General features: G+C 56.0%; 26 protein-coding genes and 1 tRNA gene. 18 read left to right on the top strand and 9 right to left on the bottom strand.

The window, feature by feature from the left end:
- Nucleotides 1-58: 58 nt before the first annotated feature.
- Nucleotides 59-910 (bottom strand): hypothetical protein, encoded by an 852-nt coding sequence (locus GTP23_RS20625; RefSeq protein ID WP_161036868.1) that lies wholly within the window; start codon nt 908-910, stop codon nt 59-61.
- Between the two features lie 164 nt (nt 911-1,074).
- On the opposite strand from GTP23_RS20625, the gene GTP23_RS20620 reads away from it, so the two are divergent.
- The 5 genes from GTP23_RS20620 (at nt 1,075) to GTP23_RS20600 (ending at nt 7,150) form a co-directional block, all read left to right on the top strand.
- A complete protein-coding gene (locus tag GTP23_RS20620; RefSeq protein WP_161036867.1) occupies nt 1,075-1,395 on the top strand; it encodes a hypothetical protein in 321 nt (106 codons plus the stop codon).
- A 117-nt stretch (nt 1,396-1,512) separates the two neighbouring features.
- Nucleotides 1,513-2,664, top strand: a complete 1,152-nt coding sequence (torT, locus tag GTP23_RS20615) for a TMAO reductase system periplasmic protein TorT (RefSeq protein WP_161036866.1) — start codon at nt 1,513-1,515, stop codon at nt 2,662-2,664.
- Nucleotides 2,665-2,789: 125 nt separating this feature from the next.
- Nucleotides 2,790-4,505, top strand: coding sequence for a methyl-accepting chemotaxis protein (locus tag GTP23_RS20610; protein WP_161036865.1), 1,716 nt, complete (start codon nt 2,790-2,792; stop codon nt 4,503-4,505).
- A gap of 1 nt (nt 4,506) precedes the next feature.
- Entirely contained in the window at nt 4,507-5,862 is a 1,356-nt protein-coding gene (locus GTP23_RS20605; protein WP_161036864.1) for a chemotaxis protein CheW, read from the top strand.
- A 22-nt stretch (nt 5,863-5,884) separates the two neighbouring features.
- A complete protein-coding gene (locus GTP23_RS20600; protein ID WP_161036863.1) occupies nt 5,885-7,150 on the top strand; it encodes a cyclic di-GMP phosphodiesterase in 1,266 nt (421 codons plus the stop codon).
- Nucleotides 7,151-7,212: 62 nt separating this feature from the next.
- Here GTP23_RS20600 and GTP23_RS20595 read toward each other — a convergent pair whose 3' ends face one another.
- Entirely contained in the window at nt 7,213-7,491 is a 279-nt protein-coding gene (locus GTP23_RS20595) for a helix-turn-helix domain-containing protein (protein WP_161036862.1), read from the bottom strand.
- Nucleotides 7,488-8,549 carry an HD domain-containing phosphohydrolase gene (locus GTP23_RS20590; RefSeq protein ID WP_161036861.1) on the bottom strand — a complete coding sequence of 354 codons (1,062 nt, stop codon included), beginning with the start codon at nt 8,547-8,549 and terminating at the stop codon, nt 7,488-7,490. Before GTP23_RS20590 ends, GTP23_RS20595 begins: the two co-directional genes overlap by 4 nt.
- A 156-nt stretch (nt 8,550-8,705) precedes the next feature.
- Between GTP23_RS20590 and GTP23_RS20585 the strand changes: the two genes are divergently transcribed.
- Entirely contained in the window at nt 8,706-9,437 is a 732-nt protein-coding gene (locus GTP23_RS20585; RefSeq protein WP_161036860.1) for a helix-turn-helix domain-containing protein, read from the top strand.
- A 1-nt stretch (nt 9,438) separates the two neighbouring features.
- Here the strand turns inward: GTP23_RS20585 and GTP23_RS20580 are convergent, their stop codons facing one another.
- Entirely contained in the window at nt 9,439-9,633 is a 195-nt protein-coding gene (locus GTP23_RS20580) for a YgaP family membrane protein (RefSeq protein ID WP_161036859.1), read from the bottom strand.
- A 275-nt stretch (nt 9,634-9,908) separates the two neighbouring features.
- On the opposite strand from GTP23_RS20580, the gene GTP23_RS20575 reads away from it, so the two are divergent.
- Nucleotides 9,909-10,139, top strand: coding sequence for a hypothetical protein (locus GTP23_RS20575; protein WP_161036858.1), 231 nt, complete (start codon nt 9,909-9,911; stop codon nt 10,137-10,139).
- 23 nt (nt 10,140-10,162) lie between these two features.
- On the opposite strand, the gene GTP23_RS20570 is transcribed toward GTP23_RS20575, so the two are convergent.
- A complete protein-coding gene (locus GTP23_RS20570) occupies nt 10,163-10,510 on the bottom strand; it encodes a carboxymuconolactone decarboxylase family protein (protein WP_161036857.1) in 348 nt (115 codons plus the stop codon).
- Between the two features lie 90 nt (nt 10,511-10,600).
- Nucleotides 10,601-11,056, bottom strand: a complete 456-nt coding sequence (locus tag GTP23_RS20565) for a hemerythrin domain-containing protein (RefSeq protein WP_161036856.1) — start codon at nt 11,054-11,056, stop codon at nt 10,601-10,603.
- Between the two features lie 136 nt (nt 11,057-11,192).
- On the opposite strand from GTP23_RS20565, the gene GTP23_RS20560 reads away from it, so the two are divergent.
- Nucleotides 11,193-11,441 carry a hypothetical protein gene (locus tag GTP23_RS20560; protein WP_161036855.1) on the top strand — a complete coding sequence of 83 codons (249 nt, stop codon included), beginning with the start codon at nt 11,193-11,195 and terminating at the stop codon, nt 11,439-11,441.
- On the opposite strand, the gene GTP23_RS20555 is transcribed toward GTP23_RS20560, so the two are convergent.
- The gene (locus tag GTP23_RS20555) at nt 11,422-12,267 is read right to left on the bottom strand and encodes an SIR2 family NAD-dependent protein deacylase (RefSeq protein WP_161036854.1); all 846 of its coding nucleotides are present in this window, start codon (nt 12,265-12,267) and stop codon (nt 11,422-11,424) included. The two genes, GTP23_RS20560 and GTP23_RS20555, sit on opposite strands and share 20 nt — an antisense overlap.
- Nucleotides 12,268-12,345: 78 nt before the next feature.
- Here GTP23_RS20555 and GTP23_RS20550 point away from each other — a divergent pair.
- From GTP23_RS20550 to GTP23_RS20515, 8 genes are all read left to right on the top strand, one after another.
- Nucleotides 12,346-12,430 (top strand) — tRNA-Leu (locus GTP23_RS20550).
- Nucleotides 12,431-12,702: 272 nt separating this feature from the next.
- Nucleotides 12,703-13,899 carry a tyrosine-type recombinase/integrase gene (locus tag GTP23_RS20545; protein WP_161036853.1) on the top strand — a complete coding sequence of 399 codons (1,197 nt, stop codon included), beginning with the start codon at nt 12,703-12,705 and terminating at the stop codon, nt 13,897-13,899.
- A gap of 26 nt (nt 13,900-13,925) precedes the next feature.
- Nucleotides 13,926-14,312 (top strand): hypothetical protein, encoded by a 387-nt coding sequence (locus GTP23_RS20540; protein WP_161036852.1) that lies wholly within the window; start codon nt 13,926-13,928, stop codon nt 14,310-14,312.
- Nucleotides 14,313-14,478: 166 nt separating this feature from the next.
- Nucleotides 14,479-14,682 (top strand): helix-turn-helix transcriptional regulator, encoded by a 204-nt coding sequence (locus tag GTP23_RS20535; protein WP_161036851.1) that lies wholly within the window; start codon nt 14,479-14,481, stop codon nt 14,680-14,682.
- A gap of 165 nt (nt 14,683-14,847) precedes the next feature.
- On the top strand, nt 14,848-15,633 hold the full coding sequence (locus tag GTP23_RS20530; protein WP_161036850.1) for a hypothetical protein: 786 nt from the start codon (nt 14,848-14,850) through the stop codon (nt 15,631-15,633).
- A 51-nt stretch (nt 15,634-15,684) separates the two neighbouring features.
- Complete coding sequence (locus GTP23_RS20525) at nt 15,685-18,039, top strand: AAA family ATPase (RefSeq protein ID WP_161036849.1); 2,355 nt, start codon at nt 15,685-15,687, stop codon at nt 18,037-18,039.
- A 295-nt stretch (nt 18,040-18,334) separates the two neighbouring features.
- Nucleotides 18,335-18,715: a hypothetical protein gene (locus GTP23_RS20520; RefSeq protein ID WP_161036848.1), complete on the top strand. Its 381-nt coding sequence runs from the start codon at nt 18,335-18,337 to the stop codon at nt 18,713-18,715.
- A gap of 40 nt (nt 18,716-18,755) precedes the next feature.
- On the top strand, nt 18,756-19,343 hold the full coding sequence (locus tag GTP23_RS20515) for a hypothetical protein (RefSeq protein ID WP_161036847.1): 588 nt from the start codon (nt 18,756-18,758) through the stop codon (nt 19,341-19,343).
- 292 nt (nt 19,344-19,635) lie between these two features.
- Here GTP23_RS20515 and GTP23_RS20510 read toward each other — a convergent pair whose 3' ends face one another.
- Nucleotides 19,636-20,154 carry a hypothetical protein gene (locus GTP23_RS20510; protein ID WP_161036846.1) on the bottom strand — a complete coding sequence of 173 codons (519 nt, stop codon included), beginning with the start codon at nt 20,152-20,154 and terminating at the stop codon, nt 19,636-19,638.
- The gene (locus GTP23_RS20505) at nt 20,144-21,442 is read right to left on the bottom strand and encodes an AAA family ATPase (protein ID WP_161036845.1); all 1,299 of its coding nucleotides are present in this window, start codon (nt 21,440-21,442) and stop codon (nt 20,144-20,146) included. The genes GTP23_RS20510 and GTP23_RS20505 overlap by 11 nt, the downstream gene beginning before the upstream one ends.
- Before the next feature lie 217 nt (nt 21,443-21,659).
- On the opposite strand from GTP23_RS20505, the gene GTP23_RS20500 reads away from it, so the two are divergent.
- Both GTP23_RS20500 and GTP23_RS20495 read left to right on the top strand, forming a co-directional pair.
- Nucleotides 21,660-22,223 carry a recombinase family protein gene (locus GTP23_RS20500; protein ID WP_161036844.1) on the top strand — a complete coding sequence of 188 codons (564 nt, stop codon included), beginning with the start codon at nt 21,660-21,662 and terminating at the stop codon, nt 22,221-22,223.
- A 44-nt stretch (nt 22,224-22,267) separates the two neighbouring features.
- Entirely contained in the window at nt 22,268-23,317 is a 1,050-nt protein-coding gene (locus GTP23_RS20495) for a hypothetical protein (protein WP_161036843.1), read from the top strand.
- Nucleotides 23,318-23,401: the final 84 nt, after the last annotated feature.

Genomic DNA, 23,401 nt, shown 5'->3' with positions numbered 1-23,401 from the left:
CCTGTATAAACTGTTTAAACCATTCCATGCCCAGCCGGCAGCATAGCCGCTAGCCGGATCAGCTCGCGCCCATCAGTTCCGACAGACGCTTCTGCAGCGCCGTGATTTCTTCGCGCAAGGCAGCGTTCTTCTCGCGCAGCACGGCATTCTCGGCGCGCAGCTCGTCCACTTCCGTGGCCGGCCGGCCATAGCCGCCCTCGCCCGATGTGGCTGCGGCTTCGCGCCCTTCCTTCGGTTCTTTGGCTGGACGGGCTGCCGCACGCAGTTCGCGCACTTCCTTGGCCGCCTTCTGCAATTCCTTTTTGCCGCCCGCCACCGCAGCCAGCTGCTCCGCTTCCGGCAAGGACGCCACCGTGGCCGCTGCATTGATGGAAATCGTACCGGACCGTACGGCCTCGACCAGTTCCGGCGTGGCCGTCTTCTGGATTTTCTCGATCTGGCCTATGGTGGCGCTGCTCAGCCTGGCCGCACGGGCAATATCCTCGCGCGAGGTCAGCGGCATGGCCGGCACCCGTTTGCCTGCGTCGCCTTCCGGCGGGGCGATGGCCGCATCTTCGGCCGCCGCCTGTGCCACCAGCTCCGCCGCACGGGCCGCCATAATCTCTTTCTTGCGCAGCGCCAGCACCCCGCGCTGGTAATCGGAAATGCTGCGGCGACCCAGATTGTTGTCGATCATCCACAGTTTGACGTCTTCCAGATTGCGGAAACTGGTGTTTTCCGTGACCTTGAACGGGATGCCGTGCTGCTGGCAGATCTGGTAACGGTTATGCCCGTCCACCAGCACGTCCTGCCACAGCACCAGCGCGTCGCGGCAGCCTTCCTGCAGGATGCTCTGCTCCAGCGCCGTGTATTCAGCCTGCGTCAGCGGTTCGATATAGCTGCGCAGGGTTTCGTTAATCTTGATTTGCATAATAGGACTCCTGACTTCCTGACTCTATGCGGCATGGTAGCGCCGCCGGACGGAACGCCTCTACGCGTCCGGACCGACCCGCATGCTACACCATCGCCCCGCCCCATGGGTTGCAATTATAAAAACCTTGGCGCATCATGCTCTTTCCTCATCAGGGTACTACCATGGTTAATTACATCATTCACGTTTCGTACGCCCAGCCAGCCGCCGATACTCTCGCGCGCCTGAGTGATGAACTGCACAAATATCAGGTGGGCAGCGGCATTAAGGCCGAGGACGGGCGCGGCTATGTACTGCCAGCGGGTAGTTATGTCTACCACGGCAAGGAAACCATCAATGAAGTGCGCGACGCCATCTTCCGTATTGCCGATGAAATCCAGCATGGCGGCGTCAAGATTCTGGTGACGGAGGTGACAACGGCCTCGTGGACCGGACTGGAAGAACTGCCTGCGCTACCGGACCAGGCCCACCAGCAGCCAGCCTGATCCTGCCCGGCTAAAAAACCTGCCCAGATGAAACTTTTGTTTACAAGCTAGGCACTACTTGCAGGTAAAATAGGGCGCATGGCCCCTCTTCCCGGGTCGCCTTATCGAGACCGCAACATGCCCCGACTCCGCATATTGTCGCTGTTTTGCCTGACGCTTAGCTGCGCAGCGCACAGCCTCGCCGCCCCGCCGGCGGCAACGCCCGCCCCGCCCCGTTACAGCCCCATCCCCGTTGATGCCATTTATGCGCCTGTACAGCCTAATGGCACGGCCGACGATGCGCTGGCCAGCGGCAAAGTGGAACGCACCGTCTTCCCCATGGCGGCCAAAGCCAGCAAAGCCTGGCGCATTGCCTTCCTGTTCCCCCATGTCAAAGACCCCTACTGGGTGGCATGCAGTTCGGCCCTGATCAGCGAAGCACGCCGGCTAGGTGTCGCCATCGATATCCTGCCAGCCACCGGCTATGACGATCTGGCCGGCCAGCTGCAGCTGATGGACGAGGCCATCACCGCCCGCTACGATGCCATCGTCATTTCGCCGATAGGCATGACGGCCAATAACGCCTCGATCGCCAAGGCGCGGGCCGCCGGCATTCCCGTGTTCGAGCTGGCCAATGATAGCCGCAGCGACGACCTGACCATCAAGATCACCACGTCGCTACGCGAAATGGGCCGCCAGGCCACCCGCTGGGTGCTCGATGACGCGCGCAAGCGCGGCCTGAAGACGGTCAATCTGGGCTTGCTGCCCGGCCCGCTAGGCGCGGGCTGGGTCAAAGGCGAAGTCGATGGCACGCGCTATGCCGCCCAGGTGGCTGACCTCGAAGTCAACATCATCGATATCCGCTATGGTGATAGCGATGCCGGCGAGCAGGCCGAACTGGCCAGCCAGATGCTGGCCCGCTACGGCAATAAAATCGATTACCTGATCGGCTGCACCGGCTGCGCGCCGGCCGCCATCGCTCCGCTGAAAGCAGCCGGACTGGCCGGCAAGATCAAGCTGGTAGCTTTCGACCTGACCAATGAAATAGCCGAAGCCATACGCCAGGGCGATATCGCGGCCGCCGCCGATACGCGCGCCGTCAGTCAGGCCCGGGTGGCCATCAATGCAGCCGTCAATGTGCTGGAAAAACGCCAGACCCGTTTGCCCCATACCCTGCTCATCCAGCTGGGCATAGTCGACCAGCAAAACTTCAGTCGCTATCCATTTGATAGCTCAATCGCACCGGACAACTATAAGCTGCAGCTGAAATACGAGCCGAATAAGAGTTAGCGCGGCTGAAAATGTGAAATTTCACTTCGAAAAACATTTAAAGTGTTTTTTTTGCGAAATTCGCATATACTTGCTCCATGGAATTAAATATTTCCTTTTGACGCCTATCGGAGCCAGTCACCGCTATGAGTACGCAGCTATCCTGCATCACCGCCGCACAGACTGCGGCCGCTACCTCCCTGGACCACAGCCTGTTTGATGCGCTGGCCGCCTGCCGCCCCGTCTTGCGACTGGACCGCAACGGCGTGGTCGAGGTGATCAACGACGTCGCCCTGCAAGTCTTCGGCATCACGCAAGCGCAAGCGCTGCAGCAGCATGTCAGCAGCCTGTTCGACGCCATCCATCACAGCACCTTCAATGCCCCCGAACTGTGGCAGCAACTGGCCCAGGGCCAGCGCTACGAAGGCGAATTCCGTCACGCCTGTGCCGATGCCTCGGAACACTGGCTGAAAGCCCTGTTCCTGCCCATAGGCGAACAGGGCACCGTAGTCATCATGACCGATATCACGGCCAGCCGCCGCAGCCAGCTCGACCTGAACGGCAAGAACACGGCCATCGAACGGGCGCTGGCCGTGGTCGAATTCGACCTGCAGGGCAAGCTGCTACGCGCCAACGACAACTTCCTCGCCGTCATGGGTTACACGGCCGAAGAAGTGCTGGGCCAGCATCACAGCCTGTTCTGTACGGCAGCGGACACCGACAGCAGCCAGTATCAGGATTTCTGGCGCCGCCTGGTCGCCGGCGAATTTCTCACCGGCGAATACCGCCGCGTCGACAAGCAGGGCAAGGACGTCTGGATACAGGCCAGCTACAACCCCATCCTCGATACGGTCGGCAATCCCGTCAAGATCGTCAAATACGCCAGCGACATCAGTGCTGCCAAGCGCCAGAGCAACGAAGCTGCCGGCCAGCTGGCCGCCATCAACCGCTCGCAAGCCCAGATCGAATTCGACCTGTCCGGCAACATCCTCGGTGCCAATGCCAACTTCCTGCGCTGCGTCGGCTACACGCTGGAGCAGATCGTCGGCCGCCACCACAGCATGTTCTGCGATACCGCGCTGGTGCAGTCGGCCGAATACCGCCATTTCTGGGCCGATCTGGGCGAAGGCCAGTTCAAGAATGCGCGCTTCCGCCGCGTCGGCAACCATGGCGCCACCATCTGGCTGCAGGCCAGCTACAACCCGATACTGGACCTGAACGGCAAGCCCTACAAGGTGGTCAAGTTCGCCACCGACATTACCCAGCAAGTGGCACGCGAAGAAACCGTCAGCCACAAGGTCGAACAGATCGGCAAGATCATGCACGCGCTGGCCGATGATATCGACCATATCGCCATGAGCGCCGAACAGTCGAGCAGCATCGCCCAGCACACCGAGCAGCAGGCCCGAGAAGGCCGCACACTGCTGGAAAAATCGCTGGCCTCCATCCACGAAATCCAGAAATCCTCGCAGGAAGTGCACGACATGGTGGGCGCCATCAGCGACATCGCCAGCCAGACCAATCTGCTGGCCTTCAATGCGGCCGTGGAAGCGGCGCGCGCGGGCGAACATGGTCTGGGCTTCTCTGTGGTGGCCGACGAAGTGCGCAAGCTGGCCGAGAAGTCGGCCCAGGTGGCGCACGGCATCTCGCGCCTGATCGACCAGAATGTGCTGCGCGTCAGCGAAGGCGGCCGCATCAGCGATCAGGTCAGCATGGCGCTAGATCAAATTCTGCAGTCGGTACGCAACACCAGCGCTTCCATCAGCCAGATCGATAAGGCCACGGCCCATCAGGTCGACGCTGGTCGCCACGTGCAGACCCTACTGGAAGAATTGCAGACTTCCGCCACCCATCAGGCCTGATATGTCCGCCCCTCGCGCAGCCCAGACCGGCGCCCCGGCCAGCACCTATGCCGTGCTGCAACTGGGCAGCTGGCAGATAGGCGTAGACGCCGCACTGGTACAGCAGGCACGTCCCTATAAAGTGCCGGACACGCTGGATCAGGCTACACCGGAACTGGCCGGCAGTCTGACGCTGGACCAGCAGCGCCTGCCCGCACTCGCGCTGGCCCACTGGCTGCCCGGCCTGCCGCACAGCAGCGCCGACGCCAGCACTGCCGGGGGCTACCACCTGATCCTGCAACATCAGGGCATACGGCTGGCCTTGCGGGTCGACCAGCTGGGCGGCATGCGCGAGCTGCCGGCCACGCTGCTGGCAGCCGCCCAGCCGCACAGCGCCATGCCGCTACTGAGCAGCATCACGCTGGACGATGGCGCCACCCTGCACCTGCTCGATGGCGCCGGTCTGGCCAGCCAGGCCCGCAGCGCCATCGAAGCGGCCCGGCTGGGACAGGAGCACCTGCACCAGCCACAGAGCGAAGAAGCGCGCCTGCTGCCACCCATGGGCGTATTCGAGCTGGCCGGCCAGCGCTATGCCCTGCCCGCCGAACTGATCCACGAAGTCACCCCCTGTCCGCCCATGAGCACCGCCTTCCTATGGGGCGGCCCCTTGCGCGGCGTGGCGGACTGGCGCGGCCAGCATGTGTATCTGCTGGCACCAGCCCAGCTGGGAGCCGGCCAGAGCGAACCGGCCATGCTGGCCGTGGTGGGTGACCAGCATGGTTATCTGGGCCTGCCGATCGACGCCGCCACTACGCTGCGCCGCTTCCGGCTGGACCAGCTCAGCGGGGCCGAGGATGGTGCCCTGTATGCGGGCCTGATTGTCGATGATCAAGCCAGCCCTATCCGCCTGCTCGACAGCGCTGCCCTGCTGCAGCTAATCCCGCGCACGGCCAGAACCACCCAGCAGCAGTGCGCCGACAGCGTGCTGCAGCGCTCGCGCGACGCCTATCTGGTATGTAACACCGGCATCCGTCTGGCTGTCCCCATCCAGCTGGTGGAACAGGTGTGCGTGCTGCCGGCCGATTTTTCGCTGGCTGCTGACCTTGGCGAGAACACCGGTGGTAGCATTACATGGCGTGGTCAGGCATTGCCGCTGCATGCGCTGGGCAGCGCGCCCACCCGCATGCTGGTAATCCGCCATAACGAGAAAATTCTCGGCCTGCTGGTCGACGCGGTAGAAACCCTGCTGCCGGCCCTCAGCGCCAGCCTGCCCCGCGCCATCCGCGTGGCCGGCAAGCCGTTCCGCGTGATCAGCACCCGTCACGCCAGCTATACCCTGTTTGAACCGGAGCAGCTAGACTTCTTCAGCACCCATTAACCCACCGTGACAGTCCGCTTTCATGTTTAAAAAGATTACCGTCGATCAGGCCCAGATCGGAATGTATGTGCACAAAGTCTGCGGCACCTGGCTGGATAACCCGTTCTGGACTGCCTCGTTCGCGCTCAAGAGCGCCAGCGATCTCAAGAAGCTGCAGAGCAGTACGGCGCGCGAAATCTGGATCGATACCACGCGCGGCCTCGATGTGGCCACCGCCGTCACACAAGCAGCGCCGCCAACGCCGGCCACTACGGCCAGCGCTACCCCGGCCACACCGGTGGCGGCTGCCAGCAGCGCCGTCAGCGTGCATGGCACGCCGCCCGAATTCCGCTTCAAGGTGGAAGCCCCCACCAGCACCAGCGATGAACTGAAACGGGCCAAGCGCATCGTCAAGACCTCGCGCGAAGCCGTCGATGAAATGTTCAACGACGCCCGCATGGGCAAGCTGATCAGCACCGAAACGGCCGTCCAGCTGGCCGATGAAATCACCGCTTCCGTGCTGCGCAATCCGGGCGCCCTGATCAGTCTGGTGCGGCTGAAGAAGATCGATGACTACACCTATATGCACTCGGTAGCCGTGTGCGCCATGATGGTGGCACTGGGGCGCCAGCTCAATCTGCCCGACCATGAAGTGCGCGATTGCGGTCTGGCCGGTCTGCTGCATGATGTGGGCAAGATGGCGATCCCGATCGAAATCCTCAACAAGCCGGGGCGCCTGACGGAAAGCGAATACAGCACCATCCAGGGCCATCCGCGCGCCGGCTTCGAGCTGCTGGCACAGACCGGCAATGTGCCGGCGATCGCGCGCGATGTCTGTCTGCATCACCATGAGCGCGTCGATGGCAAAGGCTATCCCGATGCCCTGCCCGGCGACCAGATCAGCCTGCAGGCGCGCATGGGCGCCATCTGTGATGTGTACGATGCCATTACTTCCAACCGTCCCTACAAGGAAGGCTGGTCGCCCGTGACCTCGCTGGCACGCATGACGGAATGGACCAAGGAAGGCCAGTTCGATGCCACCCTGTTCGCCGCCTTCGTGCGCTGCATAGGCATCTATCCGATAGGCACACTGGTGCGGCTGAAGAGCGACAGGCTGGCCGTCGTGCTGGACAACCGCAAATCGCTGCTCGCCCCCATCGTGCGGGTAATCTACTCGCTCAAATCCATGGTCTACCTGCCGCCGGAAACGCTGGACCTGGCGCTGCCGGGCACGCCGGAAGCGATCCTTTCAAGCGAAGAAGAAGCGACCTGGGGCATTGTCGACTGCGGCCGCTTCATGGCCGACTAAACTCAGGCCGGCTTAGCTTAGACCGACTAAGCTCAGGCCGGCCAGGCTTAGACCGGCAAAGCTCAGGCCGGCTGCGGGTGGCGCTGCAGATACTGCTGGTGGATGGCGTCGAGCCGCTTCAGCTCGGCAATGGGGATCTCGAACACTTCATGCACCCGCAGCATCAGCTCGGCGCTGATGCCGGTGCGGCCATGACGGATCTTGCTCAGACTGGACGGCGCCAGCTGCAGCGCACGGCTCAGTTCCGCATCATTCTTCAGCTGCTGACGCAGCAGCACATGGTCCAGCAGCGTGTGCGGCCGGGCGTCAGCGGCCAGGCCTAGGTAACGTTGGGCATTCATACGGGGCTCCCGAGGTCGGCAAGTTCATGGGCCTGATAGGCGTGCTGGATGGCCAGTAAAGCATCCACGTCGGCCAGCAAGGCGGCCACGCAGAGTGGATCAAACTGGCTACCGGAACCATCGCGCAGATACTCGATGGCGCGCTGCAGATCCCAGCCGGCCTTGTAGGGACGCACCGAAGTGAGCGCATCGAATACATCGGCCACGGCGACGATGCGGCCATACAGCGGAATCGCATCGCCGGCCAGCCCGCGCGGATAGCCGCTGCCGTCATAGCGTTCGTGATGGCTGTGGGCGATGATGGCGCCCACCTGCAGCAGCGGCGACTCGCTGCCGGCCAGGATGCTGGCGCCGATTTCCGTATGGCGCCGCATGATCTCGATTTCGTCTGCCGTCAACGGCCCCGGCTTGAGCAGGATGGCATCGGGTATGCCCACTTTGCCGATATCGTGCATGGGGGCGGCATCGCGGATCAGATCGCATTTGGCTTCGTTCAGGCCCAGATTCTCGGCCGTCAGGCGCGCATAGGCCGCCATGCGCAGCAAATGCCCACCGGTTTCCGGATCGCGGTATTCGGCCGCGCGCGACAGGCGGCAGATGGCTTCGTGCTCGCGCGCCACCACGTCGGCCGTGGCCTTGCGCACGGCATGGGTCAGCCAGTCGGCCCGTTCGGCCAGCTGCAGCTGGGCACGGCGCAAGGCCAGCAGATTGCCCACGCGCGCATTCAGTTCGGCATGGTTGACGGGCTTGGTCAGGAAGTCATTGGCGCTCAGGCGCAAGGCTTCATGCCGCACGGCGATTTCCGTATCGGCCGTCACCATCACCACCGGCACTTCCTGCTTGCCCGGCAGCGCACGGAAACGGCGCAGGAATTCCAGCCCGTCCAGCTCCGGCATCATGTAATCGACCAGCACCAGATCGGGCGTGTGCTGCTCGCACCAGGCCAGCGCCGCCACCGGATCGGCCATGGGACGGGCCACCACCGTATCAAGCATGCTGAGCATGTGACAGAACAGTTCGAGATTGAGCTTGTTATCGTCGACGATCAAGATATTCATGGCAGTTCCCCTGAGCTGGCAGCGCTGCGGCAGAGCGTGCTGCCCGGCTGTCCGACATTCCAAATAAACCGATAAAATCAATTATACCGAATTCCACACAAAAATGTATTTTATTGTTAGAATTGGTTTAAATTGGGCGTACGGGGAATGTTACAAATGAAAAACACGAGTCGGGCCAGTGCGGTGTGCACCACACAGCGCGCGGCCAGCATATTGGGAATTTCCGTTTCATCCGTGCAACGGCTGGTAGAAGCGGGCGCCATAGGCGCATGGAAGACCCGCGGTGGCCATCGCCGCCTGCCGCTGGCCGAAGTGCTGGCCTACAAAGCCCAGCCCGGCCACCAGTTGCTGGAACCCGGACAGAGCGACCATCTGCGCATCCTGATGATAGAAGGCAGCGCCGAACGGCGCGAACAGTTCCAGCGCCGCTACAGCCAGTGGCACCTGCCGGCCACGCTGGAATTCAGCCGCAATATCTATCAGGCCATGCTGGAGCTGGCACGCCAGCAGCCGGACCTGCTGCTGGTCGATCTCGAAAGCAACGGCATCAACGGCTGCATCATGCTCAACACCCTAGTGGGCGATTCCAAGCTGTGGACCATGCATATCGTCATCCTGTCCGAGCACGATGCCGCCACGCTGGCCGAGCGCGGCGTGCTGCCGCAGGGCACGGTGTTTTTCGGCCGCACCGTCAAGGCCGAGGAATTGCGCGACTACCTGCAAGCGCGCTGCGCCCAGCAGGTGCGCAGCAGCGCACTGGCAACGGCCGTGCCGCCCCCCGCACTGCCGGTGGCGGCCCCGGTGGCGGCCGTCTGCAAACAGCAAGGGCATGCACCGCTCGCGCAGTCCATGCCCTCGTCTAGCGGCGCAATGCCGGGTGCAATCTGAATTATTCGCGTTCCAGCGGGCAGGTGTTAAAGCCCAGAATGCTGTACAGCGGGCAATAGCCCAGCGCGCCCGTCAGCAGCGGCACGACGCCGATATAGCCCCACACGCCGATATTGCCGCTCGCGGCCAGACCGATCAGCGCTACCCCAGCCACCACGCGCACGGCGCGATCCAGCGAACCTTCATTCTTCTTCATTTTCAAGCTCCTGTAGTGATTATCGGTCTACCCATGTAGCCGACGGTACAACACCCGGCAACTGCTGGCGCAACGGCCCCGGGTCCGCCCACTGCACCATGCTGGCATCTTCCCAGCAACGGCAGCAATATGTTGCAAGAAACAAGCATCATGTTGCTTGTCTTGGACATAATTTACTAGTTTGCGCCTCATCCTGCGCTAGCTCTGCCCAGATTTGTCTGGTCAGCGTATATTCTTGCCTGAGCAAACAGAACAGGGTTAGAGGAATATCTCGCATGGAAAGCATCACCGTGGTGTATCTGCAGGGTGAAAACCGTCGTTCATGTCCTGAACAAGGCGTCCTGTTAAAGGACTACACCTGCAGCGATGAAGCTTTACACGCTCCCGTACCGGAGGGCTATGCGCTGGCATTCTTCCAGGATGGCAAGGACCGCTACCTGTTCAGCCGTCCGCACGGCTGGAAGAAAATCACCCGTAACGAAACGCCCGAGCCGCGCAGCCCCTGATACGGCTGCCTATCTGTTCCAGATCAAGCAGTGAATTCTTCGTAAGCCTTGAGCGCGTGGGTGGCATACATCATCGATGGGCCGCCGCCCATGTAGACGGCCGTGCCCAGCACCTCTTCCAGTTCGGCACGGGTAGTGCCCAGCTTGACCAGTGCCTGCACGTGAAAACCTATGCAGTCATCGCAACGGCAGGCAATGGCTATCCCCAGCGCCACCAGTTCGCGCGTCTTCTTATCCAGTGCACCTTCCTTGGTACCGGCCGCAGCCAGCTGGCTGAAGGCCGTCATCAGGTCCGGCTGGGACTGGCGCAGGTCGCGCATCTTGCCCGATACTTGTTTGGTCAGTTCTTTATATTCCGGCATGCCACTCATATATCCTCCGTTTTCAATTTACTGGAAGATATTATATCGCAAAATATATTGAAGTGCGCAAATATCCGTATCCCGGCCAGTCCCGCCTGATCAGTCCGCGCCAGCCAGACTGTTTTTGAGTTCAGCCATCTGCTGGCCCAGCGCGGCCAGATCGACCTCGCTCTTTTTTACTTCGGGGAACATCTGCCCTTCTTCTTCCTCCACGTGGTGGGCGATCTGTTCCGACAGCACCTTGATACGGGCATCGTACAGTTCGTCGCCGGGGTCCAGCTCCTCGATCTGGGCTATCAGATCCTTGGCCGCCGCATGTTCCACCAGTGCCTCGTCCATCAGATCATCATCGTCCACCGGCCCGCGCACGGCCGGATAAAAGACTTCCTCTTCCAGCCGGGTATGCAGGCGCAAGGCCGCGCAGATCTGGTCGGCCAGCCGCTTCTTGCTGACTTTCGAACGGTCGCTCAGCGCTTCGAAGTCGGCAAACAGTTTGGCCACCTGCTGGTGATCGGGCTTGAGCATGGCCAGCGCATCCTGAGTCTGGTTTTTCATAACCCCTCCCATAACGATTCATCGGAAGGCCGATATTAGTAGCGCCCGCAGCGCTGCACTGTGGGCGGCCCCACACAGCAGCGATGCCGCCGTCTATAATGCGCCCACCTGTTACTTCATGCGACCATACAAGCTCATGCAAACTTTCCCTCTGGCCGGCTGGATGCGGATCGCCCTCGCCCTCGCCGCGCTCAGCACGCTGATCGTCAAAAAAGTCTGGGACCTGTCCAGTCCTCTCAACGTTGCCATAGGCGTGATACTGGCCCTGATCTATGGACTGGCTGCATGGCAGGGCGAGGTGCGCGGCTATAACTGGGGCAACAAGGCCTTCGTCGGCAGTGCCTTCATCTGGATCGCCAGCCTGGTCATGATGCTGCTGCCCTGAGCGCAGCGCTTAGCTCACGTAGGCCCGCCAATGCTGGCATGGCCAGGCTGATATCGCAGCGCCTGAGCACCGCTGCCTCGTCGGGATTCATCCGTATCAGCGGCACGTCCAGTTGTTCGCCGAAGCGCCGCACGGTCGGGATCGTCGTACCGGCGCCCAGCTCGAGTACCACCGTGCGGCTGGTGCCGGCCAGCCAGCGCTCCAGCCGCGCCATCTGCTGCCCGACGGCCTCACCATTCCAGCCACCATCGCTGAACATCAGGATATTCGGCCGCGCCAGTCCCTGACAGGCGGGACATTGCGGCAACGCCGAGCACAGCTCGCCGCTATCGCTATCGATCACCGGATCGAAGCTCTGCGCCGGCCATGGCGCATGGCCACAACCATCCAGACACTGCAGCGTATGAATGGTGCCATGGCATTCCGCCACTTGGTGTTCAGCGAAACCCGCTTTCTGGAAATGGCCGTCCACATTACTGGTGAAAACAAATCCGCCGCGCGGCATAGTCTTTGCAAGCTCGCGCAGTATGGCAAAGCCCTGATGCGGCATGGTGCGGCGGTACAGTTGCAGACGATGGCCATAGAAGCCCCAAGCCAGTTCTGGCCGTTCGCGAAACGCACGCGGGCTGGCGATCTCGTAAAAGCTCAGGCCATGCCGGCCCAGCGCCGGATAGGCACGCCAGAAACCATGCTCGCCACGGAAATCAGGCAAGCCGGAATCGATGGACATGCCGGCGCCTGCCGTAATGAGCAGGCTATCAGCCTGCAGCAGCAACTCGGCCGCGCTCTCGAAATCGCCAGCATATGGCGCAGAAAATTTAGTCATCGGTATTCCCGCAAATGTAGCTGATAGTTGCCGCTATGGCAGTTATCCCCGCTTCATGGCATAATGCCGGGCTATGTTGCTCCGATGGTGAAATTGGTAGACACTGCAGACTTAAAATCTGCCGCCGCGAGGCGTGCCGGTTCGATTCCGGCTCGGAGCACCACCTCAAGAATATCAGAATGCCTCAAATCGTCTCACATACTCTCAAAACCCGCATGCTATCTAGGCAGAGCGGGTTTTTTGTTATGTTGGCGCATCTCAATTTGTCTCATCCCATCTCAAGAGTCTGACGGTATCGGTGACGGTATCGCCAATTCGCTCGAACTAGATACCGTCATTTCGACAGATTTCTAGAACTACTTCGGACTACATTCCAGTCATTTCGACTGGCGTGGAGAAATGTTCCGTTGGCGAAAGCAAAAGAGGATGGGATTTATGGCTTTAACTGATACCTTCGTTCGTCAAGTCAAACACAATTGCGACACGGCCAGTAATAAGCACGCTGATGGTCAAGGCATGTATTTACTTGTCAGTGCTGCCGGGAAGTATTGGCGTTTTGATTATCGTTTCAACGGGAAGCGTAAGACCGCCGCACTCGGGAAGTATCCTGAGGTCAGTCTTGCGAAAGCTCGGCAGCGTCGTCTGGAAATGCGTGAACTGCTCGCGGAGGGCATTGATCCATCCGCCGACAAGCGCGAAAAGATGCGGGACAGCAAAGAGAAAGAGCGTCAGACGTTTAATGCTATTGCCCGTGAATGGCTTGAGAAGACCAAAGCGCAGAGAGCCGAAACGACCCAAATCAAGGTAAATGATTGGCTGACCCGCAATTTGTTCCCCTACATTGGCACAATGCCTATTTCACAAATCAAGCCACGGGATGTGCTTCTAGCACTGGAGCGTATGGAAGCGCGCGGCGCGATTGAGTCTGCGCACAGGGTCAAACAACTTTGCGGGCAAGTGTTTCGCTACGCCGTAGCTGTCGGCCTTGCAGAGCGCGACGTAACTGCTGACCTCAGGGGCGCGCTCGCTGCGATCCCCCGCACTCATTATGCAGCCATCACCGAACCAATTGAGGTCGCTAAGCTATTGCGTGCTATCCACGGCTATAAAGGCCATCCATACGCCACCGCCGCGTTGAAACTGTCGCCTCTATTCTTCGTACGGCCTGGTGAGTTGCGCAGCGCGGAGTGGCAAGAGATCGACTTTGCAGCGAGCGAGTGGCGCATCCCCGGCTCCAAAATGAAAATGAAGAATGACCACGTCGTGCCGCTGGCAACCCAAGCAATCGCAATCTTGAAGAGCCTCCACGCCATGACCGGCCACGGCAAGTACGTATTCCCCAGCATCCGCACGGAGGACCGCTGCATGAGCGAAAACACGGTCAACGCCTGCCTGCGTAGCATGGGTTTCGGGAAGGAAGTAATGACCGCGCATGGTTTCCGCGCGATGGCCCGTACCATCCTTGATGAAGTGCTAGAGGAGCGAGTGGACCTTATCGAACACCAGCTCGCGCATGCGGTCAAAGACGCCAATGGCCGCGCCTACAACCGCACCGCTCACCTCCCGGCGCGCCGCACCATGATGCAAAGATGGGCTGACTATCTGGACTCGCTGCGCCTTGGGAATAGTTGAGACGACAAAAAGACCGAAAGAATTTTATGACCTATATGAAAAAAGTAGGACGCACTGCGCATGAGTTTCTGCGCGTTCAAGCGAAAAAAATTGCAGACAGCTACCGTCCGGTATTTGAATGCACTGAGGAGTCATACTGTCCGAATCCGGATGACAACCCTGAAGATCAAATATTCATTAGCCACCGCCATGCTTTGGGTTGTCTGCTTAGTGAATTGGATACCTTTGCACAGCATGGCGAGTTCACCCCTCGGATTGACATGAAAAAGTTTGATATGCGGGAAAAAGCGAGGATGCTAAACGCAAATGGGTGGCGGCGCGTCGATATTTTACAGCACCTAATGGAGCAATATTCTGTCAGTCAGAGCGTTGCCGAGCGCGCGATCCGGAAGAAGTCTGCCAAGCATAGTTAGAAATTGCAAAGTGGGGGTATGTTGTTTGTGGCGATTCACTCCCCCCCACTGTTGAATGAATACATCGTCAACGTCAGCTTGTGACAAAAGCTGGCGTTTTTCTTTTGGATGCTACTACCTATCATTACCTCATGCCGCAACATCGCGGAACAACAAGAGGCACTAAATGAAAGCACGTATCATCCGCATCGCAGACATTGCGAGCACCCCATCCAAACCCGGCATCCTGCCGGTCAGTCCTGCCACTATCTGGCGCTGGGTCCGTGACGGCAAATTTCCCCAGCCGCTCAAACTGAGCGCAGGTGTTACCGCGTGGCGCGCCAACGACATTGAGCAATTTATCGCTGACAGCTCGCCAGCAATTGCTTAGACACAAGCAGCATGAACTAGCAATAACCTATCCAAATAGCTACCTACCGACCCGTAGTAACAAGAAAACTGGGCTTACCGCCTTCCACGAAACATATCGCAGAACAAAATTATCGCCCCTACTGCGAGGGGCACATATTCGCCCAAAGGGCAGAAAGATCTAACTATGAGCGCGACCATCATCGCTTCTACGCCACGCAAAATGGCTGCTTTCCCTGCGACCAAAGATATTAATGCAGCGGTCAAAGAACAATTCTCGGTAGAGAAGAAAGAATGGCTGGAATGCCAAGACTTCATCATCGCATCGAACGCCCAGCGAATTGGTTGGCTGCCGCTGAATGTCAACTCCTTGCGCCACTTCAAGGCATTCACCTGCGATGCGATCTATGTAACCCATCTTCGGAACGATATGATCACCAGCGAAATGCGTGCCGCGTACAGCCTCATTCACAAGGCGAGCCATATCATGAAAGACGCTGGTGCGAAAATTTGCGAGAAGATCAAGTCTCCACTTGAAATGCTGCGCGAAGCACCTCTCGAAGACAAGCGCGAAGTACTGCGCTACGCTCAGATCATCCCAACCGCGATTGCCGCCGCATACATTGGTGTATCGGAACATGCTCTGAGCGCATGGTACAAAGACTTGAAAGTATTCGGCGAAAACTATGCTGGCAGCCATTGCTATTCGCTTGAAGAGCTGAAGATGATTGCGAGCAATCGCTACTGGATCTGTAGCGAAATCGTTCCAGATGATCGCCGCGTTACTCCGTCGGACGACGAGAAATCGCTCGATGAGGTGGTGATGCTCGACTACCAATTTGCCGCAGCCTTCACTGACATGACGCACGAACAGATGCTCGAATATCTGCCACGGAACCAGCTTTCCAAGCGTCCATACCGTCTTTCCGATGTTGAAAAAATCCGTATTCGCAAGCTGAACGGAACTCACTAATCCCCTCCAACCTGACGCGGGCAATCGCCCGCGTCATCACTCCCCACCCCAATGCAAAACACCATTCAAATCCAAGATAGTGTCGGCGCGCAAGGCGTTGATTTGGCACTCCACTTCACCGGTGCCTCACCAAGCGAAGCGCAATCCAGTGCCGCCATTCAGGCATCAGCTTGCATCATCAACAGCGTAAACCTCAAAGCTGACGCACAGGTGCAACGCTTTCTAAGTTGCGTCACATCCCCATTAACACAGGCGACAGGCTATGCTGCCGGAGAACGTTCATCGCCGCCTAACACCAATTCTGTCCTGGCACCAATGCTGAGTGCGGTCCCTGAAACGCTACGCAACATCGCTCGCTGGGTGGTGTGGAAGCTGGAGTCACGTAATAGCAGCGGAAAACCAACCAAAGTTCCTTACTGTCCGACGCTGATCGATACGCGCGGCAGTTCGACTGACCCGAACACCTGGGGCACCTTTGATCAGGCCGAGGCGGCCTATGAAGAAGGCGACTACAACGGCGTCGGTTTCGTATTGAACGGTGATGGCATTGTCGGCATTGACATCGACAGTTGCCTTGAAAATGACGCCATTCATCCCGAGGCTACATTGCTGATGGACTCGCTGGGTGTGAAATACTACGAGGTCTCACCATCAGGCAACGGTCTGCGTGGCTTCGGGTATGCCGAAAACTTGGAAAAAGGCGTGAACGGCACATACAACGGTCTGAAGGTCGAACTGTATTCCGATGTACGTTTTCTTACCGTCACAGGCCGAGCGATTCAAAACGGCCCACTAGCACACCTCTCTGGCTTTGCTGATCTGGCCAACCGCATCGACTCTAGCAAGAAAGTGAATCCCAAAACAGGGCAGCTCGAACATCTGACTACCGACCAACGCTTGGCAAAACTTATGCACAACGTCCATACGGGTGCGGTGTACCATGACAGTTTACGCGACATGGCCGCCGTCATGGCCGGCAGTGGAACCCCGCCTGGCATGGTCGTGCAGATTTTGCGCGCTCTGATGCAAGAGTCCGTCGCACCACACGATGGCCGCTGGCAGGCACGCTACGAATCCATACCTAGCTTGGTCAATAGCGCAACCGCAAAGTATGCAAGCCATGGCATTGATATCAACGGCATCATCAACGCCGGACCAGCCTCGAATTTCAAAAGCGAGATGCAGTTGCCTTGCCGCGCGCCTATCTCCCTCGAAGAAAGCACTGCAAACCGCCTGTTCCTAGGAAAACCAAAATCTATTTCGTGGCTGGTGGAAGGTATCTTCCCACAAGCAAAGGCGATCATCTTGGCCTCGCCACCCGGCATCGGTAAATCCTATCTTTCACTTAATCTAGCTGTGGCAGTAGCATCTGCGCCATCTGCCCTTAATCCAGCTTTCTGCTTCGGTGGGCAAGTCAAAGCTCATGGCCGTGTCGTGATAGTTAGCGCGGAAGATGATTATGATGAACTGCACCGTCGTCTGGCCGCTATTACAAAAGTCATGCCGGCACGCCTGCATGTAGTGAGTCTGCCAGATAACGGACACTTTTCCTTCCTGCAAGGTGATGCCCGTTCCGGTATGTCGCCGACTGCACAATGGTCCGATCTGAAGAAACAGATCGAATCACTCGATGAGGTGCGCCTGGTGATCGTTGATACGCTCCAAGCATTGAGTTGTGGTGACATGAACGCGGCCGAAGTAGCTCAAGCTATGATGAATGAGCTGACTGAAGTGGCAAATCGCACCGGCGCAGCGGTAATTGCTCTTCATCATCTTACCAAGGGAACTGCTGATGCACAGCGTGGCCTGCTAAGCGCACAGTCTGCAATGGACTCGATTCGCGGTTCCGGCGCAATCGTGGGTGCCGTCCGCGCTGCCTATTGCCTGTTTCCTCACCCTGCCGGCAAACAGGTCTGCGAAGCCCTCAAAATACCCTTTGCAGAGAACAAGGTCATCTACGGCATGGTGGCCAAAGCTAACGGGCCAGCTCGTCGAGACCACTCGATCTTCATCCGAAGCGATTCAGGGTTACTGGAAGATCGCACCATGCAGTACAAGCGCGCAATGGGCGAAGACTGTTCCTTGCTGGAATCTGAGCTGCTGATGGAGATTTTAGCTGCCCACATCACCGGCAATGGTTTCTCTGCGTCAGTTCAATCGAAGAATGGCCTGTACAAGCGACGAGAAGAGTTGCCTAAACAGTTTCAAAGTAAACCAGCAGCGTGGTTTGAAGAAGTGAGCATGCGCCTAGTGAAGGCAGGGAAAATCGCCGAGCAAAAAATCACCAATGGCTACAAATTCGTCCCGCCGAAAGAATTTGAAAAAGATCAAATGCCAAATGCCGAAGTGCCCAGCAATGCCGAGATCATTCATCCATTACCGCAAGTACTTGATTTGAATGACTAAAATTACAATGCTCGAACGCCCGGTACATTTTTCCGAAGGGCATTCCTAAGTCTTTGATTTTTATGGATTTTTCAAATGCCCGAAATGCCTCCCTAAAGGGAGTATCCGCCTCCGCTGCTTTCGCGCTACGCGGCTCTCCGAGGTGCCAGCATGACGCACAGGCGACGCTTCAACTGCTCGTTGCGCGATGGACTGGCCCGCACAAAACCCTTAGTCCAGCACCACAGAAACTTTGCCGATCGAATTATTGGCGATCGATCAAAATATCACCAACATCTATTTCAAGGAGTAAATTATGGGCAACAGCCCTTTCGCGCCACGGAGCGCAAAATTTGAAGTCTCCGCCGATGGCAGTTATACCATCCCAACAGAAGCTGCCATAAAGTTGGTACGCAACATGTTTGAAGGAGTCGGCGTAGATCGCCTACGAGCGGATCGTTACTTCCTTAACTTGCCGTTTTCGGACGTCAGTCAACTCGATGATACGGATCTGGCCGAAGCAATTGCTGTTGGTCTAAATTATCTGACTGACCCAATGCGCGAACAGGCGGCAATTAAGGATGCCTTGCTCAAGCAGTTGGACACGCAGTTCTCCCGCAAAAATGGTCGTTTTATCTATAGCGTGGGTAGCAGCTACAAAATGGTGTGGCCAAATCACCGCACGCTGGCGCACTGATCAGTCGCCCCTACTCCTATAGTTTTCCCGCGAACCGCGAATGAAAATGCCCGTTTCGCTTTTCTTTTCGGTGTTGAAGATGAAGAAGCCTAAAGCTCCGCGTGTTCCCGTCCTTGAGCAAGCCTTTGAAGTGAACCTTCCCAAGTTAATGCGGGCTGTCAAAGCATCAGGCCGGCGGGAAGTCGTGCTGGTCGATGGTGACGAGCACACTGTCGCCGTGCTGTCTGAGACGCGCCTAGCGGTGCATCTCGGTGGCCGGGCGTGGCTGGTGGACGTTGTGGCCGTACCATGCCTAAATGACCGAGTACGCCCCCTCCTGAAGTGCCCTCGCGCACATGAGGGAAATTTTCAGTCGTTATACTGGCGAGACGGTGAATTGGCCTGCCGGCTCTGTCATCGTCTACGCTATAAGAGTAAATTGGCCACGTCGTCGGCAGAACGCGTGTTCTTGAAACAATTCAAGCTGCTTGGGCGCATGGGTGGAACACCAGGGGCCACACTGCCTGAACGACAACCTCGTGCTTGGCGCAAGCGGTACCTGGACCGTTTGAACCGTTTAGCCCATTCGGCCAACTCACATTTCGACCGAATTCGTCAATTTATAAAGCAGACGGCAGACAGCATTTAGTGACGACTGGGTGCTTCCTATAACAAAATAGCACGAAATTTGCATCAACGATGGGGCCAGATTGCACCGACAGGATGATTAATATCGTTAGCCATGTTCAGCATCATTACAAGGCGCTTTCAACTAACACTATCGACAAAGTTCTGCATTACATAAATTAATTAACCTATTTTAAATAAATACAATAACTTTTTATTTATTATATTTGCATCTAAATTTAATGCCACGATTTAGAAAGACCGAAAAACCATGAGGAATTATGCTAACTATTCCGTTTTTTTACGAAATAGACCTATGCGGCACGAATCAGCCATGATTTAGGTGTATAACCACCTTCGCTAAATACCGCGATCAGTTTTTCTGAATCTTCCGATGGAACAATCCATATTAAATCTTGGAGAAGCGGGGACACATTCGCGATATTTGAAAAAACTGAACGTGCAGTTTTGTCATTTGATGCGATAAAATTTCCAGTGGAGAGTGCAATATCGACGACATGTGCATCTTTTAGCGCAACACCCTTATCGACTTCACTGAGACCAGCCTTCTCAATCTCATGGGTCGTAATAGCATTTGATGGAATCACACGAAATTTCTTTTTCGCAACCATACTTGATAGCCACTGGGTAGCAAATAGAGATTTATGTTTTTTCCATTCGGATAAAAGTATAGGGCAAAAGACCACCTCAATATTGCAATTTTTTATACCCAACAAAACCTCTCGCGAAGATTTCGATATAGGGTGATCAGAACCACCTGATGCCCGTGCAACGTCAGCATCTACCACCGCATGTGAAGGGTTAAATTTCATTTTGCATCGCCAATTCAACTACGTCGAGATAGGCCTGCTCCACATTTAAAGTCACATCATCAAAATCTGCGGGCCATTCACCGAAGGCTCCATATTTATCTATTTCTGCTTTATCAATTTCAGTTTGACCAGTTTCGCCATTTTGAGTGAACCAATTTAAAGACACTACAGATGGTCGCAATTTCTTTTTTGCAACCTCAATCTGAACAGCTCTAATTAATAATGAACTGTGCGTCTCAATTACTACATTAATTCCACGTTTCGACACTGCATCAGCGATGATTGAACCTAAATTAAACTGGGCACGAGGATGCAAGTGTAACTCTGGCTGCTCTATGTAGACTAATTGATTTTTTCTTGCGGCAAGCAATGCCACTAAAACGGGCAGAGTTTGAGAAACACCAAAGCCAACATCCGCGATATTTACATTGTCTGCTTTTCCTTTTAAGCATCCTGAATGCCTTGAAATTCTAAGCTCAAGACGAGTGTCATTAATACTACGGGTATCTATTGAAGACGCTAAACCAAGATGCTTCAACTGCTCACCAAGCGCATTAAATTTTGATTTCTCTCTTCGTGATTCCTTCCAATTATGAATAATACTAGCAACATACCGTTCAAACGAGCCTGGATAAATAGTTTCCGAAATTGCTGCCTTATACGATCGCTCAGGATTTCCTCGAAGACCAGGCACGTGAATCATCCGTCTCGCGAACATTGCTAAAGATCTAGTTGGCGCTAATCCCGCCATAAAAGGTACCGACTCACCATCAACAACCATTTTCAGATCTAAGAAGCACCTATTGCGCAGAACTTGCCATGTTAGCTTCCTATCTTTTCCGAACATTTCGTGAAAGGGAAATTCATTCTCTGGAAGCATTGCTTCAATTTCTTCAGATCCTAATCCATTGTGAATTCGGATGCCTTCAGGAAATTCTTTACTTTTATGATAGACACCATCTATCTGAATGCCCTTATTTTTTTTAAATTTATAATATGCTTTAGTTTCATCACCACTAGTTTCGTCGAACGATATTGCGAAGTCTTCACGCTCAATCTGCGGCACCTTTGAAATTATTTCACTAGAGTCCGTCAACTTTACATTCGGACCATCTAACAAGAGTGACCCAGCATCAAAATCACTGTCAAGGGTTTGTTTGATCAATAACAACGGTTGCATAAAACTCGACTTGCCCGAGCTATTTGCTCCGGCCAGAATCGTGAGTCCCTTAAACTCAACAGTCCGTTTTTTGCCAATGGACTTATATCCCTCAATCGAAATTTTCATATGAACTTCCCTTTGATGATGTTGTCTAATTGTAACTGAATATATTGCCTCCCAGCTAGTATTAGTTAATCAAATTCACCCCAACAAATTCGTCAAAAATCGACCGTCTTCTAACATCACAAAATATGCCAAATTTTGATGTTGGAAAAATAGCTTTTGCATATTCCAACATGTTGATTTACATTTATACCGTTTTCCAACACTATAGGACTGCGGTATGGCAATCTTCGGCTATGGTCGAGTATCAACTGTGGAACAAACCGCAGAGAACCAGCGACATGAAATAGAGCAGTCTGGCTACAAAATCGAATATTGGTATGCCGATACTGTGAGCGGCAAAGCACATGCAGCACAGCGCAAGCAGTTCAGCATTCTGCTGGGCAAGTTGCGTGCGAAGGATACGTTGGTCGTATCGAAGCTGGATCGCCTAGGGCGCGATGCGCCCGACGTGTTGGCAACCATCAAAACCCTTGGCGCTCTCCAGGTGGAAGTGGTTGTGCTACAGCTCGGCAAATTGGATCTGACTTCGCCTGCGGGCAAGCTGATGCTTGCCATGCTGGCTGCCGTCGCAGAAATGGAGCGCGACTTGATCGTAGAACGGACGCAGGCGGGATTGGCGCGAGCGAAAGCTGAAGGCAAAACACTCGGCAGACCGACTAAAACGACGCCAGAGCAGCGTAACGCCATTATTTCAGCCTATGCGCGCAAGGAAAGCGTAAGTGCACTGGCGAGGCTGTATGGGGTTTCTAGGGCGACGGTCTTGTCCATCGTAGGAAAGTAGTAGTACAGTGACAACTTGCTTCCATTACATGCCTACACTAAATAATGACTATCGACGAACGACTTGAACGCACTATCGGACGTGTTACTACGTGGCAGGAATTAAATCAGCTCGAAAAAAATATCAAAGATCGAAATGGCATAGATGCCAGCGTGGAAGCAGCACTTTTAAAACGATCAACGCAACTCGGCATAGATTACGTCTTACATGAAACCGGACTTGTAGGCGCACCATTAAGTGAAGCGGAACAGAAGATCATCGCCGCAATTGGCGAATATGCAGCAATCCTGCGGCGTTCAAACAAATACCCAAGCCTTACTCTCCAACAGATCAAACGACTTGGCTTATGTGATGCTGCTGAGGTTTCAGTATGCCGAAATAAGCCGACAAAGGGATACGAAGTATTAATAGACGCGGATCTGGAGGACCTTTCATATGAACGTATAGTCCTCGATCACCCTACCGAATTCTCTGCTCGGGCAGTCTGGTTTTCTCGCCGCACACTTGGGCTACGAAATGAAAGTGAGAAGCCACCAGCAGAAACCCACAGCGATATCAATATCCGCACAGATCAGTTACTTGATTGGCTGATGGAAAGGGCAAAAAGTAATGGGTGGATCATTCCACCGTTCACAAATGCCGAAGCAGCAACAGCTATCGGCCTTGGTGCATTGAGCACTTTCGGTAGAGTGCATGGGAATATCCAGTCGCGAATCGATTTCGCCTGTTATATATGCGACTTGCCTCCACTCGGGTGTGCAGCGACAGAGACATTTGAGAAAGCATGGGGCCAAGAGGGACGTACGTGGTCATTCTCCGTCGATGAACTTCAACGGGCAGCGCAAGAGCGCGTCTGGTCCATTGACGACTTCCAGCGAATAAAAGTTCAGGCGCGTGAACTACCTGGCATCGCATATTTACCATGGCGTGAGGCACTAAGTAACTCTGAACAACGTGTTCGGGTGTGGGCTAGTCGCTGGGCAAAAGCAGCAAATTCAAGTAGCACAACGGATCAACGGCATCTCTACAGATTCCCCGCGGAGATTCTTGAAGAAGTGGTCCCGCTTGATTGGACAGTCAAATCGTTGGCTTAAGTGGAGCCTTGCGTGAAAAAGCTTATCCACGGCGCCGCTCGCCGCCCCGTGAACAGGGCAAGAGCGTGCGGCACGGTGGGTAAG

It is taken from the genome of Duganella fentianensis, assembly GCF_009857835.1.
Lineage (GTDB): Bacteria > Pseudomonadota > Gammaproteobacteria > Burkholderiales > Burkholderiaceae_D > Rugamonas > Rugamonas fentianensis.
Note: the sequence above shows the minus strand (reverse complement) of the source record. Positions and strands in the feature narration are given on the sequence as shown.

Coding starts and splice junctions, on each gene's coding strand:
- GTP23_RS20585 (WP_161036860.1), top strand. CDS start 8,706: ATGAAAAACACGAGTCGGGCCAGTGCGGTGTGCACCACACAGCGCGCG.
- GTP23_RS20595 (WP_161036862.1), bottom strand. CDS start 7,491: ATGAATGCCCAACGTTACCTAGGCCTGGCCGCTGACGCCCGGCCGCAC.
- GTP23_RS20495 (WP_161036843.1), top strand. CDS start 22,268: ATGACTATCGACGAACGACTTGAACGCACTATCGGACGTGTTACTACG.
- GTP23_RS20510 (WP_161036846.1), bottom strand. CDS start 20,154: ATGAAATTTAACCCTTCACATGCGGTGGTAGATGCTGACGTTGCACGG.
- GTP23_RS20570 (WP_161036857.1), bottom strand. CDS start 10,510: ATGAGTGGCATGCCGGAATATAAAGAACTGACCAAACAAGTATCGGGC.
- GTP23_RS20625 (WP_161036868.1), bottom strand. CDS start 910: ATGCAAATCAAGATTAACGAAACCCTGCGCAGCTATATCGAACCGCTG.
- GTP23_RS20605 (WP_161036864.1), top strand. CDS start 4,507: ATGTCCGCCCCTCGCGCAGCCCAGACCGGCGCCCCGGCCAGCACCTAT.
- GTP23_RS20600 (WP_161036863.1), top strand. CDS start 5,885: ATGTTTAAAAAGATTACCGTCGATCAGGCCCAGATCGGAATGTATGTG.
- GTP23_RS20575 (WP_161036858.1), top strand. CDS start 9,909: ATGGAAAGCATCACCGTGGTGTATCTGCAGGGTGAAAACCGTCGTTCA.
- GTP23_RS20520 (WP_161036848.1), top strand. CDS start 18,335: ATGGGCAACAGCCCTTTCGCGCCACGGAGCGCAAAATTTGAAGTCTCC.
- GTP23_RS20565 (WP_161036856.1), bottom strand. CDS start 11,056: ATGAAAAACCAGACTCAGGATGCGCTGGCCATGCTCAAGCCCGATCAC.
- GTP23_RS20560 (WP_161036855.1), top strand. CDS start 11,193: ATGCAAACTTTCCCTCTGGCCGGCTGGATGCGGATCGCCCTCGCCCTC.
- GTP23_RS20620 (WP_161036867.1), top strand. CDS start 1,075: ATGGTTAATTACATCATTCACGTTTCGTACGCCCAGCCAGCCGCCGAT.
- GTP23_RS20515 (WP_161036847.1), top strand. CDS start 18,756: ATGAAAATGCCCGTTTCGCTTTTCTTTTCGGTGTTGAAGATGAAGAAG.
- GTP23_RS20590 (WP_161036861.1), bottom strand. CDS start 8,549: ATGAATATCTTGATCGTCGACGATAACAAGCTCAATCTCGAACTGTTC.
- GTP23_RS20545 (WP_161036853.1), top strand. CDS start 12,703: ATGGCTTTAACTGATACCTTCGTTCGTCAAGTCAAACACAATTGCGAC.
- GTP23_RS20580 (WP_161036859.1), bottom strand. CDS start 9,633: ATGAAGAAGAATGAAGGTTCGCTGGATCGCGCCGTGCGCGTGGTGGCT.
- GTP23_RS20555 (WP_161036854.1), bottom strand. CDS start 12,267: ATGACTAAATTTTCTGCGCCATATGCTGGCGATTTCGAGAGCGCGGCC.
- GTP23_RS20500 (WP_161036844.1), top strand. CDS start 21,660: ATGGCAATCTTCGGCTATGGTCGAGTATCAACTGTGGAACAAACCGCA.
- GTP23_RS20505 (WP_161036845.1), bottom strand. CDS start 21,442: ATGAAAATTTCGATTGAGGGATATAAGTCCATTGGCAAAAAACGGACT.
- GTP23_RS20540 (WP_161036852.1), top strand. CDS start 13,926: ATGACCTATATGAAAAAAGTAGGACGCACTGCGCATGAGTTTCTGCGC.
- GTP23_RS20535 (WP_161036851.1), top strand. CDS start 14,479: ATGAAAGCACGTATCATCCGCATCGCAGACATTGCGAGCACCCCATCC.
- GTP23_RS20610 (WP_161036865.1), top strand. CDS start 2,790: ATGAGTACGCAGCTATCCTGCATCACCGCCGCACAGACTGCGGCCGCT.
- GTP23_RS20525 (WP_161036849.1), top strand. CDS start 15,685: ATGCAAAACACCATTCAAATCCAAGATAGTGTCGGCGCGCAAGGCGTT.
- torT (WP_161036866.1), top strand. CDS start 1,513: ATGCCCCGACTCCGCATATTGTCGCTGTTTTGCCTGACGCTTAGCTGC.
- GTP23_RS20530 (WP_161036850.1), top strand. CDS start 14,848: ATGAGCGCGACCATCATCGCTTCTACGCCACGCAAAATGGCTGCTTTC.